General features: G+C 66.8%; 16 protein-coding genes. 14 read left to right on the top strand and 2 right to left on the bottom strand.

What is annotated here, in order from left to right:
- The first annotated feature begins 148 nt into the window (after window positions 1-148).
- Complete coding sequence (locus J3A75_RS10080; RefSeq protein WP_209650131.1) at window positions 149-670, top strand: hypothetical protein; 522 nt, start codon at window positions 149-151, stop codon at window positions 668-670.
- Between the two features lie 61 nt (window positions 671-731).
- On the opposite strand, the gene J3A75_RS10075 is transcribed toward J3A75_RS10080, so the two are convergent.
- Window positions 732-2,165 (bottom strand): SDR family NAD(P)-dependent oxidoreductase, encoded by a 1,434-nt coding sequence (locus J3A75_RS10075; RefSeq protein WP_209650130.1) that lies wholly within the window; start codon window positions 2,163-2,165, stop codon window positions 732-734.
- 179 nt (window positions 2,166-2,344) lie between these two features.
- Between J3A75_RS10075 and J3A75_RS10070 the strand changes: the two genes are divergently transcribed.
- From J3A75_RS10070 to J3A75_RS37355, 12 genes are all read left to right on the top strand, one after another.
- Window positions 2,345-3,952, top strand: coding sequence for an HAD family hydrolase (locus J3A75_RS10070; RefSeq protein ID WP_209650129.1), 1,608 nt, complete (start codon window positions 2,345-2,347; stop codon window positions 3,950-3,952).
- Window positions 3,918-4,235, top strand: a complete 318-nt coding sequence (locus tag J3A75_RS10065) for a hypothetical protein (protein ID WP_012318195.1) — start codon at window positions 3,918-3,920, stop codon at window positions 4,233-4,235. Before J3A75_RS10070 ends, J3A75_RS10065 begins: the two co-directional genes overlap by 35 nt.
- Window positions 4,228-5,268, top strand: coding sequence for a ketoacyl-ACP synthase III (locus tag J3A75_RS10060; protein ID WP_209650128.1), 1,041 nt, complete (start codon window positions 4,228-4,230; stop codon window positions 5,266-5,268). Before J3A75_RS10065 ends, J3A75_RS10060 begins: the two co-directional genes overlap by 8 nt.
- A complete protein-coding gene (locus J3A75_RS10055) occupies window positions 5,265-5,492 on the top strand; it encodes a hypothetical protein (protein ID WP_012318193.1) in 228 nt (75 codons plus the stop codon). The genes J3A75_RS10060 and J3A75_RS10055 overlap by 4 nt, the downstream gene beginning before the upstream one ends.
- 4 nt (window positions 5,493-5,496) lie before the next feature.
- The gene (locus tag J3A75_RS10050) at window positions 5,497-6,234 is read left to right on the top strand and encodes an SDR family NAD(P)-dependent oxidoreductase (protein ID WP_245364339.1); all 738 of its coding nucleotides are present in this window, start codon (window positions 5,497-5,499) and stop codon (window positions 6,232-6,234) included.
- Between the two features lie 13 nt (window positions 6,235-6,247).
- On the top strand, window positions 6,248-6,889 hold the full coding sequence (locus J3A75_RS10045; RefSeq protein ID WP_312892341.1) for an acetyltransferase: 642 nt from the start codon (window positions 6,248-6,250) through the stop codon (window positions 6,887-6,889).
- A 492-nt stretch (window positions 6,890-7,381) separates the two neighbouring features.
- On the top strand, window positions 7,382-8,155 hold the full coding sequence (locus J3A75_RS10040) for a hypothetical protein (protein WP_209650127.1): 774 nt from the start codon (window positions 7,382-7,384) through the stop codon (window positions 8,153-8,155).
- On the top strand, window positions 8,148-8,528 hold the full coding sequence (locus tag J3A75_RS10035) for a DUF5681 domain-containing protein (RefSeq protein WP_209650126.1): 381 nt from the start codon (window positions 8,148-8,150) through the stop codon (window positions 8,526-8,528). Before J3A75_RS10040 ends, J3A75_RS10035 begins: the two co-directional genes overlap by 8 nt.
- Window positions 8,528-9,622, top strand: a complete 1,095-nt coding sequence (locus J3A75_RS10030; protein ID WP_209650125.1) for a hypothetical protein — start codon at window positions 8,528-8,530, stop codon at window positions 9,620-9,622. Before J3A75_RS10035 ends, J3A75_RS10030 begins: the two co-directional genes overlap by 1 nt.
- Window positions 9,623-9,721: 99 nt before the next feature.
- Complete coding sequence (locus J3A75_RS10025) at window positions 9,722-11,140, top strand: site-specific DNA-methyltransferase (protein ID WP_209650124.1); 1,419 nt, start codon at window positions 9,722-9,724, stop codon at window positions 11,138-11,140.
- 699 nt (window positions 11,141-11,839) lie between these two features.
- A complete protein-coding gene (locus J3A75_RS10020; RefSeq protein ID WP_209650123.1) occupies window positions 11,840-12,283 on the top strand; it encodes a hypothetical protein in 444 nt (147 codons plus the stop codon).
- A complete protein-coding gene (locus tag J3A75_RS37355; RefSeq protein WP_209650122.1) occupies window positions 12,283-12,663 on the top strand; it encodes an HNH endonuclease signature motif containing protein in 381 nt (126 codons plus the stop codon). The genes J3A75_RS10020 and J3A75_RS37355 overlap by 1 nt, the downstream gene beginning before the upstream one ends.
- A gap of 455 nt (window positions 12,664-13,118) precedes the next feature.
- Here the strand turns inward: J3A75_RS37355 and J3A75_RS10010 are convergent, their stop codons facing one another.
- Entirely contained in the window at window positions 13,119-13,358 is a 240-nt protein-coding gene (locus J3A75_RS10010; protein ID WP_281068102.1) for a LexA family protein, read from the bottom strand.
- A gap of 138 nt (window positions 13,359-13,496) precedes the next feature.
- On the opposite strand from J3A75_RS10010, the gene J3A75_RS10005 reads away from it, so the two are divergent.
- Window positions 13,497-14,225 (top strand): CmcI family methyltransferase, encoded by a 729-nt coding sequence (locus J3A75_RS10005; RefSeq protein ID WP_209650121.1) that lies wholly within the window; start codon window positions 13,497-13,499, stop codon window positions 14,223-14,225.
- Window positions 14,226-14,300 lie beyond the last annotated feature (75 nt).

Below are 14,300 nucleotides of genomic sequence, written 5' to 3'. Positions count from 1 at the left end.
AAGCCATCGGGCGCCGTCCTCACAACTCGCGCGGGGATCGGGTGCCCGCGGCCGGGCGCGGTCGACGCGCCTCTCCGCGGCTGTTGACGCCGGGAGGCACCTGTGAGGTATGCCGTCAGCCAGCGGAAACATGGGATGAGGCCGTCCGGTGGCTGAGGACAACACCCTGACGAAGGCTCTGGTGGACGTTCGGGCGCGCAGGGCCGCGCTGCAGAGCGACTACGACCGGATCGCGGCCGAGCTGACCAAGCTCCGGGCGGCGGAGGCGGCGCTGACCTCCATCGTCGAGGGGATCCCGCTGGAGGCCTCCGGTCTCCACACGCCTGAGGGACCGCGGGCCGCCGCGGCCAACCGCGCCGCGCCCGCCTCCGGCGGACGGCGGGGCGCCCGCGGTCCCCGGGCCAACTCGGCCAAGGGGCGGCTGAAGGCGCTGCTCGGCTCGGCCGGCCCGCAGGGCCTGTCGCACGCCGAGATCGCGGAGCGGCTGCCCGACGTCGCGCCCAACACCCTCAACACCTATCTCAGCATGCTGGTGACCGGCGGCGAGGCGATCCGGAACGGCGACTTCTTCACCGCCGCCGCGGCGCCCGACGGGGCCGAGGACGGGGACGCCGAGGCCGATCCGGAGGCGGACGAAGAAGAGGTCCGGCACGACGCCGCGGCGGAGTGATCCCGGCGCCCGGTTCGGTCTGGGCCGTCCGGCGCGGTCCCGTGCCCGCCACGCCTCCGCGTCAGGCGGCCGCCGACATCCGCCGGATGATCGGCAGCATCAGCGCGCTCGGCGCGGCGGCCGGCACGGGGAAGATCGTGGCGGTCTGGTCGGTCTTCACCCGGGGCAGCCGCTCGATCACGGTTCGCAGGTTCGGGAGCGTGCGTGCCAGGGTCGCGGCGAGCGTCTCGCCCGCGATCTTGGCCATCACGTATTCCAGGGTGTCGCGGGGCGCCTCGTCGATGGCGCTCGTCGACGGGTAGAAGGCCGCCACGGCGTCGCCGCGCTCCAGGCAGAACTGGCTCAGCTCGTAGAAGGCGGTGTTGTAGACGCGCATCATCTCGTCCAGGCAGGCCGGCTCGAACGGCGCGCGCTTCTGGCGGAAGATACGGGGCGTCGCGAAATGGTAGAGCTGCGACGGGCGCATCGCCAGCGCCGCGAGCTGCGCGGCGGCTGGCTCGGCGGCGTCGTAGCGGAGGACCTGGCAGCGCCTGCCGGCGTCGCGGATCTCCCGGGCGATCGCCTCCGCCTCGTCGGCGCCGGACGCGTAGGTGATGCAGACCGCCCCGCCCCCGGCGGCGATCAGCTTGGCGGTCGCGGCGCCGAGGCCCCGCGACCCGCCGACGATCAGCGCCGACACCGCCGCGAAGGCGCCCGGCTCCACCAGCGCGGCGAGGTCCCGCAGGCTCTCCTGCTCCACCGGCCGCGGGCGGACGAAGCCCTCGACCCGGGCGACGAGGCCGGGGCCGACGGCGTCCAGCGTCACCGATTGCAGCATCGGCTGGAACCGCTTCACCGCATAGCCGAGCCGCGAGCCGGTGCCGCCCTCTGTGACGGTCACGTCGATCTTCGAGAGGATCGAGTGGAGGCCGGGCACGAACATGCCGACGAGCGTCGAGAGGCTGCCCAGGGCGGCGACCCGGCCCGGACCGAGGGCGCGGGCGAGGCGCGGCGCAAGCGCGGCGATCGCCGCCGGGTCCGGCAGCGCGAAGGCACCGGCGAGCCCCGTCAGGGCCGCCGGATCGCGGGCGACCGGCTCGGCGGGGATCGCGACGGGCGCGACCTCGACCGCCTGACCCGGTGCCCGCTCGGCCGCGAAGGTCGCCTGGATCGTCAGGGTGCGGACGCCGTCCACCGCCACGGACAGGCGCAGCTGCCGCGCGTCCGCCTCGTGGACCGTCAGGACGGTGCGGTCCCCGACCAGCACGAACCGCTCGAACCGCATCTGCAGCGTCGCGAGCCGGTCGAGGGGATAGGCGTCGGCGCAGGCGTCGAGGGCCCAGAGGGCGGCGTGGACGCCGTGGACGGCGCGCTCGCCGGCCAGCGTCCGCCGGGCCATCCGCGCGTCCATGTGCATCGGGTTCACGTCGCCGGTCGCCCGCGCGAAGGCGGCCTGATGGGCCTCGGTCCAGGTCCGCGTCGTCGCGGCGGCGTCGTCCGAACCGGATCCGTTCATCGCGCAGCTCCTCCTCGGCCGGCCCCCGTCCCGGCCGGGCTGACCGGCCGCCGGATGCCCGGCCCCTTGCTTTATGACACGCGATCTCGCAAGAGGGCGGCGCTCGCACGCACGGAAAGGGGCCGGTCGATCGCCGGAGGGCAGGCATCCGCAGGGTGTCGCAGGGACCGGTATCGAGGATGACCACGGCTCGCGCCCTGTCGATCGGTTTCGTCGGAAACGTCGTCACCAACCCGTTCGGGAAGGTGGCGGGCCGCCTCGCGGATCTCGCCACGGTCTCGTGCGAGCATCTCCCCATCGGACAGATCGAGCAGGTGCTGGCGGGACCCGCAGCCGCCGACGTCCTGATCGTGCATCTCGACCACCGCTGGTTCTTCGACGTCGCTCCGGACGAGGCGGCCGTCGCCCGCGCGCGCGGCCTCGCCGACTTGGTCTCGGCGCGTCTCGCCCGCGCGCCGGGGACGATCATCCTCAACACCGTGCCGTTCGTGCCGGTCTCGTCCGTCGAGAGCGACCTCCACGACCAGCTGGAGGCGCTCGCGCGGGTGAACGCGGTGCTGTTCGACCTCGCCCGGGCGCAGGAGCGGGTCAGCGTCGTCGACGCCGCCGGCGCGCTGGCGCTGCTCGGCTTCGCCAACGCCTTCCGCGAGCGCAACCGGTACATGTACCAGATGCCCTACGCCCCGGCCGCCGTGGACGCGCTCAGCGAGCGCTACGCCGACGCCGTCGCGGCGCGGCTGCGGGCGCGCCGCAAGGTGGTGGTGGTCGACGCCGACAACACGCTCTGGGGCGGCGTCGTCGGCGAGGACGGCGTGGAGAACCTGGAGATCGACAGCGACTATCCGGGGATCGTCCACACCCAGCTCCAGCGCCAGCTCCTGCGCCTGAAGGGCCTCGGGATCCTGCTCTGCGCGGTGACGAAGAACAACGAGGAGGATTTCCGCGCGGTCTTCGCCCAGCGCGCGATGCCGCTCCGCCTCGACGATTTCGTGGCCTACCGCAGCAACTGGACGGAGAAGAGCGAGAACATCCGCGACCTCGCGGCGACCCTGAACCTCGGCCTCGACAGCTTCATCTTCCTCGACGACAACCCCTTCGAGATCGAGGAGGTGCGCGCCCGGCTCCCCGGGGTCGAGTGCCACCTGTTCGACCGGACGCGCCCCGAGCAGGCGCTGACCCTGCTCGACGGGATCGCGTCCCTGCGCGCCCGGAACGTCACCGCCGAGGATCTGGCCAAGACCGAGCAGTACCGCGGCGAGGCCCAGCGCCAGGAGCTGCAGCGCTCCGCCGCCTCGATGGACGAGTACCTCGCCTCCCTCGAGATCCGGGTGCACGTCGCCCGCAACAACCCGGGCTCCCTGCGGCGGGTCACGCAGCTGATCAACAAGACCAACCAGTTCAACCTGACGACGCGGCGCTACACCGAGGACGAGGTCGCCACCGCCATGCGGGAGGGCGGCGTCTACGCGGCCCGGGTGGTCGACCGGTTCGGCGACATGGGCATCGTCGGGGTCGCCATCGTCCGGGGCGGCGAGCTCGAGACGTTCCTGATGAGCTGCCGGGCCCTCGGACGCCGCATCGAGGCCCAAATTCTGCGCCACGTCTGCCAGCAGGAGGGTGATCGGGACCTGAAGGCCCAGTATCGCCCGAGCGCGAAGAACCGGATGGTCGAGAGCTTCCTCGACGACAACGGCTTCGAACCCCTCAGCGCTGGCCTCGAGGGCAAGACGTACCGACTGACACGAGGACCGGATGACACCCCCTACATCCACATCGTCGCGGAGTGACCGCGGCGCCGTCGAGGCGGCTGCCCGCGCCACCTTCGCGCGGCTCGTCGAGACCTGGGGGCGCCCGGACCTGGAGAATCCCGGGCCCGAGGACGACGTGTACGAGCGGCTCGACTCCTTCGCGGTGGTCGAGCTCCTCCTCGAGACGGAATCCGAGATCGAGCGGACGGTCGGCCGCTACGTGCCGCTCGCCAACGAGAGCATCCTCGACAGCACGAAGTCGCCGCTCCGCCGCTTCCAGGGCTGGATCGACTACGTCGCCGAGACGGTCGAGCATGGCTGACCTGCGGTTCTCGCGCGCGACCCTCGCGGGGCTCGTCACCACGGTCGGCGCGCGCGTCCAGGCCTTCGACGACGAGGCGGCCGGCCTCGGGCTCGCCCCCGAGGAGGCGGAGCGCCTCAAGCGGGCCATGGGCTTCGCGACCCGGCACGTCGTCGCCCATCCCGGCACCACGACGGCGGATCTCTGCCTGCACTCGGCGCGTCATCTTCTGCGCGGCCTCGACCTGCAGCCCGACGCCGTCGACGGGCTGATCCTCGTCACCCAGACGCCGGATTACAGCTCACCGTCGACGTCGATCGGCATGCAGCACCGCCTCGGCATGCGGACCGACACGCTCTGCTTCGACATCCGCCTCGGCTGCAGCGGCTTCGTCTACGGGTTGTCGGTCGCCTACAGCCTCGTCGAATCCGGCCTCGACCGCGTCCTCCTCTGCGTCGGCGACGTCGCGAGCCGCATGGTCGCGACCGGGGACCGGTCGATCACCCCGATCATGGGCGACGCCGGCGCCGCGGTGCTGATCGAGCGGCGCGAGAGCGAGAGCTTCTTCCAGCTCCACAGCGACGGCTCGGGCGAGAAGGCCTTGTTCATCCCGCACAGCGGCCTCCGGGCCGACGCCGAGGACGCGGACAAGCCCGGCACCATGCACATGGACGGGGCGCAGGTCTTCAACTTCACCCTGAAGCGCGTCCCGCCGCTGATCGAGGGCATCCTGGCCTTCTCGGACACGCGCGCCGAGGACGTCGACTTCCTGGTCCTGCACCAGCCGAACAAGTACATCCTCAAGAACCTCCAGCGCCGCCTGGGGCTCGACGACAGCAAGCTCCCGACCGGCACCCAGTCGGTCTACGGCAACCAGAACTCGGCCTCGATCCCCGGCACGATCTCGGGCTTCCTCGCGGAGGCCTACGCGGGCCGGCGGGTGCGCTCGCTGCTCGCCGGCTTCGGGGTCGGGCTGAGCTGGGGAGCCTGCACGATCACCACCGACCGGATCTTCGCGCCCCCGGTCATGACCTACGAGGAGACCACCCGATGACCGAGGGCGCATTCCTGGACGAGCTCGGCACGATCCTCGACCAGCCGGGGCCGCTCGCCCGCGGGCAGAGCCTCGGGGCGATCGAGACCTTCGACTCGCTCGGCATCCTCAACATCATGGCGCTCTACGACACGCTGGGCCTCGAGGTGGATCCGCAGCGGATCGCCGGGGCGGCGACCACCGACGACCTGATCGCGCTGGCCGGCGCGAAGCTGCAGGCCTGAGCCGATGTCGGAGCCGATCGCGGAGCCGGGGAGGCACGTCCTCGTCGTCGGGGCCAGCAGCGGCATCGGCCGCGCCGTCGCCGAGCGCCTCCGCGCGGGCGGGGCGCGGATCACCGCCCTCGCCCGGCGGGCGGACCGGCTCGCCGAGCTGGAGGCTCTCGGCTGCGCCGCCGTCGCGGCCGACGTCACCGACCTGCCGGCGATCGGCGGCGTGCTGCAGGCGGCCGTGGCCGAGCGGGGGCTCCTGACCGGGCTCGTGTACTGCGCGGGCGTCCAGGTCATCAAGCCGATGCGCAGCCTTGGCGTGGAGGAGGTCGAGCGCCTCTATCGCACCAACCTCGTCGCGCCGACCCTGTTCGCCGCCGCCTTCGGCAGCGCCCGCGTCTCGACCCGTGACGCGGTGTTCTGCGCGGTCTCGTCCGTCGCGGCGCAGAGGCCCGAGCCGGCGATCGTGCCCTACGCCGCCTCCAAGGCGGGGCTCGACGCCCTCATCAAGGGCCTCGCCCGGGAACTCGCCCCCCGGCGCGCGGTCGGTGTCGCCCCCGGCTGGCTCGACACCGAGATGACCCAGGCCCATGCCCGCCTGTACGGCGCGGAGTTCAAGGAGGCGCTGGAGAAGCGCAGCCCCGCGGGCGCCGCGACCGTCGAGTCCGTGGTCGACGCCATCGCGTTCCTGATGTCGCCGCAGGCCCGGCACGTCACCGGCGAGATCCTGCGGGTCGACGGCGGGGCCGTGCTGTAAGGGACAGATTTCGGTGACGAACAAGCGTCTTGCCCTGATCGGCGGTGGCGGCTTCTCGAAGGAGATCGCCGAGGTCGCGCAGCTGTGTGGCTACACGGTGGAGGCGACCTATTCGAGCCAGCCAAGTGTGCAGGTCGGATCCTATCGGGGCTATCTCGACGAGCTGTTGGCCGATCGCGCGGAGTTTGCGGGTGTGGCGCTCGCTGTTGGCGGGGTGAGCCGAGCAGCGATCCAGGCGCGTAGCGAGATCATCGCGTGGCTCGACCGGCACGCCCTCCCATGCCCGTCCCTGGTCTCGCCGCACGCAATCGTCAGCCAGGGTGTGGCACTGGGCGCCGGCGCGTTCGTGGCCCATGGCGTGATCGTCAACCTCGATGCGCGGCTCGGCCGTTTCTGCGTCGTGAATACCGGCGCGATCATCGGCCACGACGCGGAGATAGGCGACAACACGACGATCTCGCCGGCGGCCTTCATCGGCGGGCGCTGCCTGATCGGCGCCGACGGTCTGGTCGGTCCGCTCGCGAAGGTGCTGCAGGGCCTGAAGGTGGGCGAGCGGGCGATGATCGGCATGGGCTGCACGGTGCTGCGGGCCGTGCCGGATGATGGGGCGGTTTGGCCGAGGCCTGACAATCCCATCGCTGCGGATCGCGGGTGAACTGATCCGCGTCCAGTTGAGCTGCATATCAGCTCGCCGACCGAAGGGGCTGCCTGCTCAGAGCTTCTGCGCCGTATTGCGGGGCACTGCCGCTCGCACTTCGAGCTGGCTCGCCCGGTCATCGCTTCACCAACAAACCCGCTCGGTCGATTAAACCACCAGTGCCCATCCCACGTGCTCTGCACGTGATGGGTCGCGGTCGTTCACGCCTTCACGCTCCAAGCCCTGACTATTCAGCACCCAAGGGTGATGCGATCGAGCTGAGGCAGGCCTGATTATCAGGGAATTGAACGTCCATACGTCGTTTTTTGGCAGCGCTCGCCAGAAATTGCGCTCGTCTATCAAGCATTTAGCTGCAAAATTCCCGTCGTTTTGGAACAGGGAATTATCGGGCTGTTACAGGGATCAAACCACGCGCCGCCGCATGACCGCCGTCCAAAACGTACACGGGTGCTATTGAAGCCGCGATCGGTGTCTCTAAATGGGAGCTTCATGACCGTGACCCGCCAGCAAGCCATCCAGCTCATCTACGCGCTCATGTACGGGGCGTCGGACACAGCTCGGCTGCGCCTCGACAAAACGGTCCCCTCGCGTCTTGCTGCCAGCGTGAGACGGCTTCTCGACGAGGACGTTTCTCAGGCCCGAGCCAGCCAAAGTGGGCAGCCGACATCCACCCTGGCGTTCTATGACGAGTTGCCATCGGGGACTGGGCATGAGGTTCGATACACGCCTTACCGCGTATTCAACCTCGCTGTGGCGCATGAGCTGACCCGTTTTGGCTGCAAGCAGGGAGAGGTCGTCGATCTTATCGCTGCAATTCAAGACAATCTCAAGGGCGCCTTCAGCAGGGCGAATGATAGCCTTCAGACATGGGGACGCACGAGCTCTACCGAGACTGGCGAAGCTGATCCAAGATCATCACCACAAAAAAGACGCCAGCAGCTCAAAATCTTCCTCGTTCTGCGACGCGTAGAGGCGACAGAACATGCAGTTCAATATTATGGACCATCGGTCGAAGAGCGGGAGCGGCTCAATTACATCGAAATCTTCGATAGTTCGGTAAAACTCGCAGCATTCCTCTCTGAGGAGCTGACCGGGGGCCTCTTCGGTGCCTTTGTGATTGAGCTGTCGGAGCTGGCAGTCCGCATCTCCGAACTTGTCCAACACGCACCAGTGCGCAAGCGTGGGCGTCAGACATCTACGCCGCCCGCAAACTGGGGCGATGTCGTCGCCCAATTCCGCGTTCGGGATCGCGATCATGAGTGATGATTACAAGATCGGTTACCGCAAGCCACCGCGTCATAGTCAATTCAAGCCTGGGACCTCCGGCAATCGTGTTGGGCGCCCGCGCCGGTCGAGACACATCGACACGCTGTTTGAACAACAACTCGATCGCATCGTCGCCGTCACTCGCGACGGCCGAAAGGTACGCGTCAGCGTGCGCGAAGTGATCGTTATGAACATCGTGAAGGCTGCGGCGAACGGGGACGCGCGTGCTCGGGAGCTTGTGCTTCGTCATATGCGCGAGAGCGGCAAGCCCGATCCGTTCGGGATAAGGCCATACGACGACAAAATCCTGGCCGAGCTCGCCGCCACGGTCGTTCCCCCCGATGACGATGAAGATAGCTCGGAGGCGTGATGATGACGAACTCACTCCGCGAGCGGCTCTACCAAACCGACTTAGCCTCCTTCACGAAGCTCGCTTTCCACGAATTGTCGCCGCAACAAGACCTTGGCACCAGTCGGCACATCGACATCTTGGCCGACGCGCTGCAGGGCTGCCTCGATCGCGGCACCGCCCGCCTACTTCTCAACGCCCCGCCCCGCAGCCTCAAATCGCATTGTGCCTCGGTCGCGATGGTGGTCTTCGCCCTCGGCAAAGATCCGACGCGCAAGATCATCGTTGTCGCCGGCACGCGTGCCTTGGCCGCGGAGCTCCAGCGCCGGGTTGTCACGCTGATGCGTGCCCAGCGATGTCGTGCCCTTTTCCCGCATCTGCGGCCGACCGTGACACCGGGTGAGATCATCCTGCCCCATGGCGGCTGCATTCTGTATCGGGCTGTTGGCCAGAGCCTAATCGGGCGCGGAGCCGACCTCATCGTCATCGACGATCCGATTGCTCCACACCGAGCGCAGGATGATGCGGCGCGCGGCGTCGTCAGCGCTTGGTACGATGCCGAGATCGTGCCGCGCCTGAACGATAAAGCCGGCGGTGCGATCGTCCTGGTCATGCACCGTGTGCACGAGGATGATCTGACGGCTCACGTCCGCAAAAGCGGGGCGTGGGCCCAGGTAGTCCTGCCGGCCATCGCTCTCAATGACGAGGCATGGCAACTTCATCAACGGCGGACCGTAATGCGGCAGAAGGGCGAGCCGTTGCTGCCGGATCACGAAGGGAAGGACACCCTGATCGCGATCCTGCACGAGATCGGCGCCTACAATTTTCGGGCACAGTACCTGCAGCAACCATCGCAGGCGCCCGGGCTCGAGCGCGTAGGTTGGTTCTGGGCGCCGCGGCTGCCCAACGGGCAATCCGGGATGCCGACTGGTGGTGCATTCCGCAAGATCCGCGAGATCGACACCATCCTATTCGAGGTCTTCGGCACTGGTGAGCCACCGCCGTACGCCCACGAGGCGTCATACAGCGACGCTGAATGGGAGGCGAGTGCGATCATCCAGCAGCAGCGGCTCGTGGCTGAAGCCCGGGCTGATAGGCACCGGCAGAAAGCGTAGGACTGACGTTGATTTTCGGAATTCGGGCGATCGGATTGGTCGGAGTTCGGCGGCCCGTCTGATCGGTGGACGGCGAAGTGCGTGAAAGGGAGAGGGGTCATGGGACGTGCGACACGAGGCCGGTTGGGTAGCGCTGATCTGCTGGTCGACTCCCTTCATAGCAAGAGCCGCCGGCGCCGGGCGGCCCTCGACCGACCCGCTCCTACGGCGGGCCGCGCGCGCAACGACTTGGCTCCGAGCCTCGCCTTGGTCCAGCGCCCACCAGAGGCACTCACGGCGCCGGCCCGGGCAGTGCGCAAGCGCGATATTGCTCAGGTGGAGCGCGTGGCCGCATCCATCCGCGCTCTCGGCTTCTGCGATCCGGTGCTGATCGACGGGCAGGATGGCATCCTCGACGGCGTGGCGCGCGTCGAGGCGGCCAAGCTCGTGGGTTTGAGCGTCATTCCCTGCATCGTCGCGGGCCACCTCTCGCCAAGCGAGCAGCGCGCTCTGCGCCTGGCGCTCAACCGGCTGCAAGAGCGCGGCGGCTGGGACTTGGACGAGCTGAAGCTTGAGTTCGCGGAACTCGCGCTCGAAGATGGCGGCCTCGACGTGACGGGCTTCACGGATTGCGAGATCGACCAGGTCTTCTTGGACGATGAGCCCGATACCGTCGAGCCCGGTCCGTTGACACCGTCGGCAGACGCGGCAGCGGTGGCGCGGCCGGGCGACGTATTCGTGCTCGGTCGGCACCGGGTAGTCTGCGGGGATGCTCGCGATCCAGCCGTGCTGGCCAAGCTCATGGGGGAGGAGCGCGCGCGCCTGCTTCTAACCGATGAGCCTTACAATGTGCCCATCCGCGGGCATGTGACGGGCGGTGACCACCGGGAATTCGCGATGGCCAGCGGCGAGATGAGTGAGGCGGAGTTTCGGACGTTCAACTTGGAGTGGATCGGGACCGCCTTGCCCTACCTCGTCGAGGGCGGCGTGTTCGGTACCTTCATCGACTGGCGCGGGCTGCACGTGGTCCAACATGCGGCGGCTGAGCTGGTCCTGTCGCCGTTGAACTTGATCGTGTGGGCGAAGACGAACGCCGGCATGGGGAGCTTGTACCGCTCGCAGCACGAACTGCTCCCTCTGTTCAAGAAGGGTGAAGAGGCGCACGTCAACAACGTCGGCCTGGGCCGGGGCGGCCGCTGGCGCTCGAACCTCTGGACCTATCCCGGCGCCTCGTCGCTCGGATCCGGCTCGCGGAAAGGCCTGCAGGATCACCCGACGGTCAAGCCGATCGCGTTGCTCGCGGACGCCTTACTTGATCTCACGGGGCGAGATGAGGTCGTCCTGGACCCGTTCCTGGGCTCGGGCTCGACGCTGATCGCGGCCGAGCGGACGGAGCGACGGTGCTACGGGGGCGAGATCGACCCGCGTTACGTCGACTTGATTGCGAGGCGGTACGAGGAGGTGACGGGCGGTCGTGCCATCCGTGAGGCTGAAAGTTCGCAACATGGCCAAGCGGATTGGGTTGTCCCCGCACCATGATGTGGGAATAACCTATCGAAATCTTCCTCGGATCGTGACGGTCTCATAGGTCGAAGCGCAGCCCACCATCGCTGGCGACCTCGACGCATAAATATCCCCTCCTGATTAGTTCGCGCTGTAGATTGCAATCGGTTGCGAGATATTTATCAGAAGGCGCACGTAAGATTTGCGCCGAAAAGTACGTCTGACTTCGATCTTTACTGGACTACGGCGGCCAATGGAGCGTCAATGCTCGCAGACGATGCACTCAGGGCCCGAGCGACAGATCCGATGAGTCGTAAGTATAGGCTGCTGAACGCTGATCTGGCTTTCATTACTACGCACCTGCGTTCGGTGAGTGTTCGTGGTTGTAAGCCGATTGTGCGCGACATAGCCGCTGTGACCAGTGGCAAGGGCTGCTTCGTGCCCTCGGGCTGACGCTGAGTGCCAGCACGCCCGAGGGCAGCAGCATGCGTGCCTCAACCCCGCCGGTCCCACGGGCCGACAGTGGGGTCGGGTTGGTGGCGGGGCAGGTCCCGCCGACGACTGGGAGCACAGCATGCCTTCTACTCAGGGCCACATTCAGACCCTCTCCTGGATCCCAGCAGTTTCTCAGCCGGCGCCCGGCTCTGCTGGATCTCCCTCAACCGCGCATTTGCACTCGCGGCCGTTTGACGAGCCGCGTGTCGCCCTCTTCCCGCTCAGCGCGTGAGAGTGGCGATGTCGAACCGCACCATCTCCTGGGCGGCTGCCCTGCGTGAGTTGAAGGCTGACCGCGCTGTTCGGTCTCCAATTCGTGAGGAGCGTATGCGCACGAGCGCCAGTTCGCGCGGCGCGCCTGCTCTCGCCATGAGTGTTTGGCGCGGGCGCTCCGGCCGGCGCTACGTTTTGGTCGTCCAACCGCTCGACGACCCCGACTTGGTCGCCAAGCATGCGGCCGTCATCCTCGCAGTCGCTCGTGATGAGCGAGGGCACGCCTCGATCACCGCAGTCCGCGCCTGCGAGGCTGGTGATCCTGGCTTCCTCGGCTGGCTCGCCGCCTGTGCTGGGCTCGGCGCGCGCGAACTGCACGCCTACCGGTTGGCCGAGATCCGGTCTGAGCGCGCCGAGATCGCGGCTGACCTGGGCGGCCCGACCGCGGGCAGTACTGCGGGGGTGGCGTGATGGCGCGGCGGGAGTTCAGCAAGGCGGTGTTGCGCGCCGCCCTCGCCCGAGCTGACGGGCGCTGCGAGGGTGTGCTCACGGACGGCAGCCGCTGTCCATGCGCGCTACAGGTCGGGTGGTTCCATTACGACCACATCGTCCCGGCCGCGCTGACGGAGGATGCCTCATTAGAAAACTGTCAGGTGTTGTGCCGACCCTGCCACACGGCCAAGACAGTAATCGATGTCGGCGTGATCGCGCGGGTGCGGCGGGTGCGCGACCGGCACGTGGGCATCGCGGATCCCCTCCGCCGCCGGCTGCCGGGCGGTAGGGCAAGCCCGTACAAGCGCCTTATCGGAGGCCGTGTCGTTCGACGCCACCCGGGTGAACAACAAGAGTGATTGGGGGAGCGGCGACGAACAATTAAAGGCCAATCTTTAGCGCCGAGTAAGTTGCCGGCCAAATTGGCCATCTCTTGAATAAGGGGGCTAATAAATTTTTTATATCAAAGTGAGTTTGGCAGGGGTGTGCATGTGCTCGTTGTGCTTTCTGCCTGCAGCCCCTCACCGCGTAGCCCGGCCCGTTCTATGGCCTGCAAACGTTTAAGATTTGGCAGATCGGTCGAAGTCGCCCGCTGCTGCCTTGCGGGCATCGTCTTCCGTGCCGCCAGCCACGTTAGCCATAGAGCCTTCGCGCCTCGACGTTGCTGAGTCGACAACTCGTAATTTAAGATGATCGCGGCGGCCAGGCCAAGTGTCCGAAATGCCACGCGATTCTGCCGCATCGCGAGTCAATCACCTCTCCGGAGGTTTGACCAGCGCGCGGCAGATCACGTCGTGCGCCAAGGGGGGACGTGTCACCGGATCGAGAAGCGCGCCTCGCCCCAGATCGCATCCTCCGAAGATTCTTCGACCACGAAGGCAGGCAGATCCGGATTGCAGAACGCGAGGGGGGCGGCTCTGCCCTCGACGACGAGGCGCTTGCAGCTCATCTGCCCGTCGATCGCCCCCACGACTATTCTGCCGTGCGACGCTTTGAGGCTGCGATCCAGGCAGGCGAGGTCGCGATCGTAGATGCCAGCGCCCTCCATGGACAAGCCGGCGATGCGTCGAAACTCGGTCCAAATTCGTCCTTCTCGCTAAACGGGGCGCCAAGGCGCGCTGGAAATAGGTCCCTGTCATCCGCTATACCGCACGACCGCGGCGGAACGATGCTGCGGATACGGAGGCGATACGTGACGTCTACGACCGAAACCGGCAAGCATCCGGATGAGACTTTGGAGGAGCTGGCGCGCCGCTATGGTACCGACAAGATAACGGATCATGACTACATCCGTCATTACGTCCGTCATTTCGAGGAGATGCGCTGCGAGCGCATGCATGTTTTAGAAATTGGGATCGGCGGATACGAAGGCGCCGAGACGGGTGGCGCTGGCCTGCGCATGTGGCGTGATTATTTCTACAATTCTATCGTATACGGCCTCGACTATGAGAAGAAAACAATCGACGAGCCGCGTATAAAGGTGTTCCAGGGCAATCAAGCGGATCCTGTCGCCATAGCTAATATCATAAACAGCGTCGACGGCCGGCTGCTGGACATCGTGATCGACGACGGAAGCCACCGAAGTGAGCACGTCGTCACCACGTTCATGATGTTATTTCCATACGTGCGGGACGGCGGCTGGTATGTGGTTGAGGACACGCAAACATCGTATTGGCATGATTTTGGTGGCAATAGCTATGACCTAAATGATAACCGAACGACGATGACGTTTTTCAAGGCGCGCATTGACAGTATGAACTGGATGGAACAACACCGTCCTGCATTAATACCTGATTACGCAGACCTCCACATCGTTGAGATGCATTTTTATCACAACTTGATCTTTGTGCGCAAGGGCAGCAACAGAGGGCCGAGCAACATCGTTAAAGGAAATATTATACGAGGGCACTTGGGCGTCTAATATCGAAATTTTGATGGGATGCCGCTTTGGTTTTTTATAAATCTGGCCCAGTAAACACCGAGCTGGGCGCTTCGC

The sequence above is a fragment of the Methylobacterium sp. PvP105 genome, from assembly GCF_017876975.1.
Taxonomy (GTDB): domain Bacteria; phylum Pseudomonadota; class Alphaproteobacteria; order Rhizobiales; family Beijerinckiaceae; genus Methylobacterium; species Methylobacterium radiotolerans.
The sequence above is the reverse complement of the archived record's forward strand: the minus strand, read 5'-3'. Positions and strand labels throughout refer to the sequence as shown.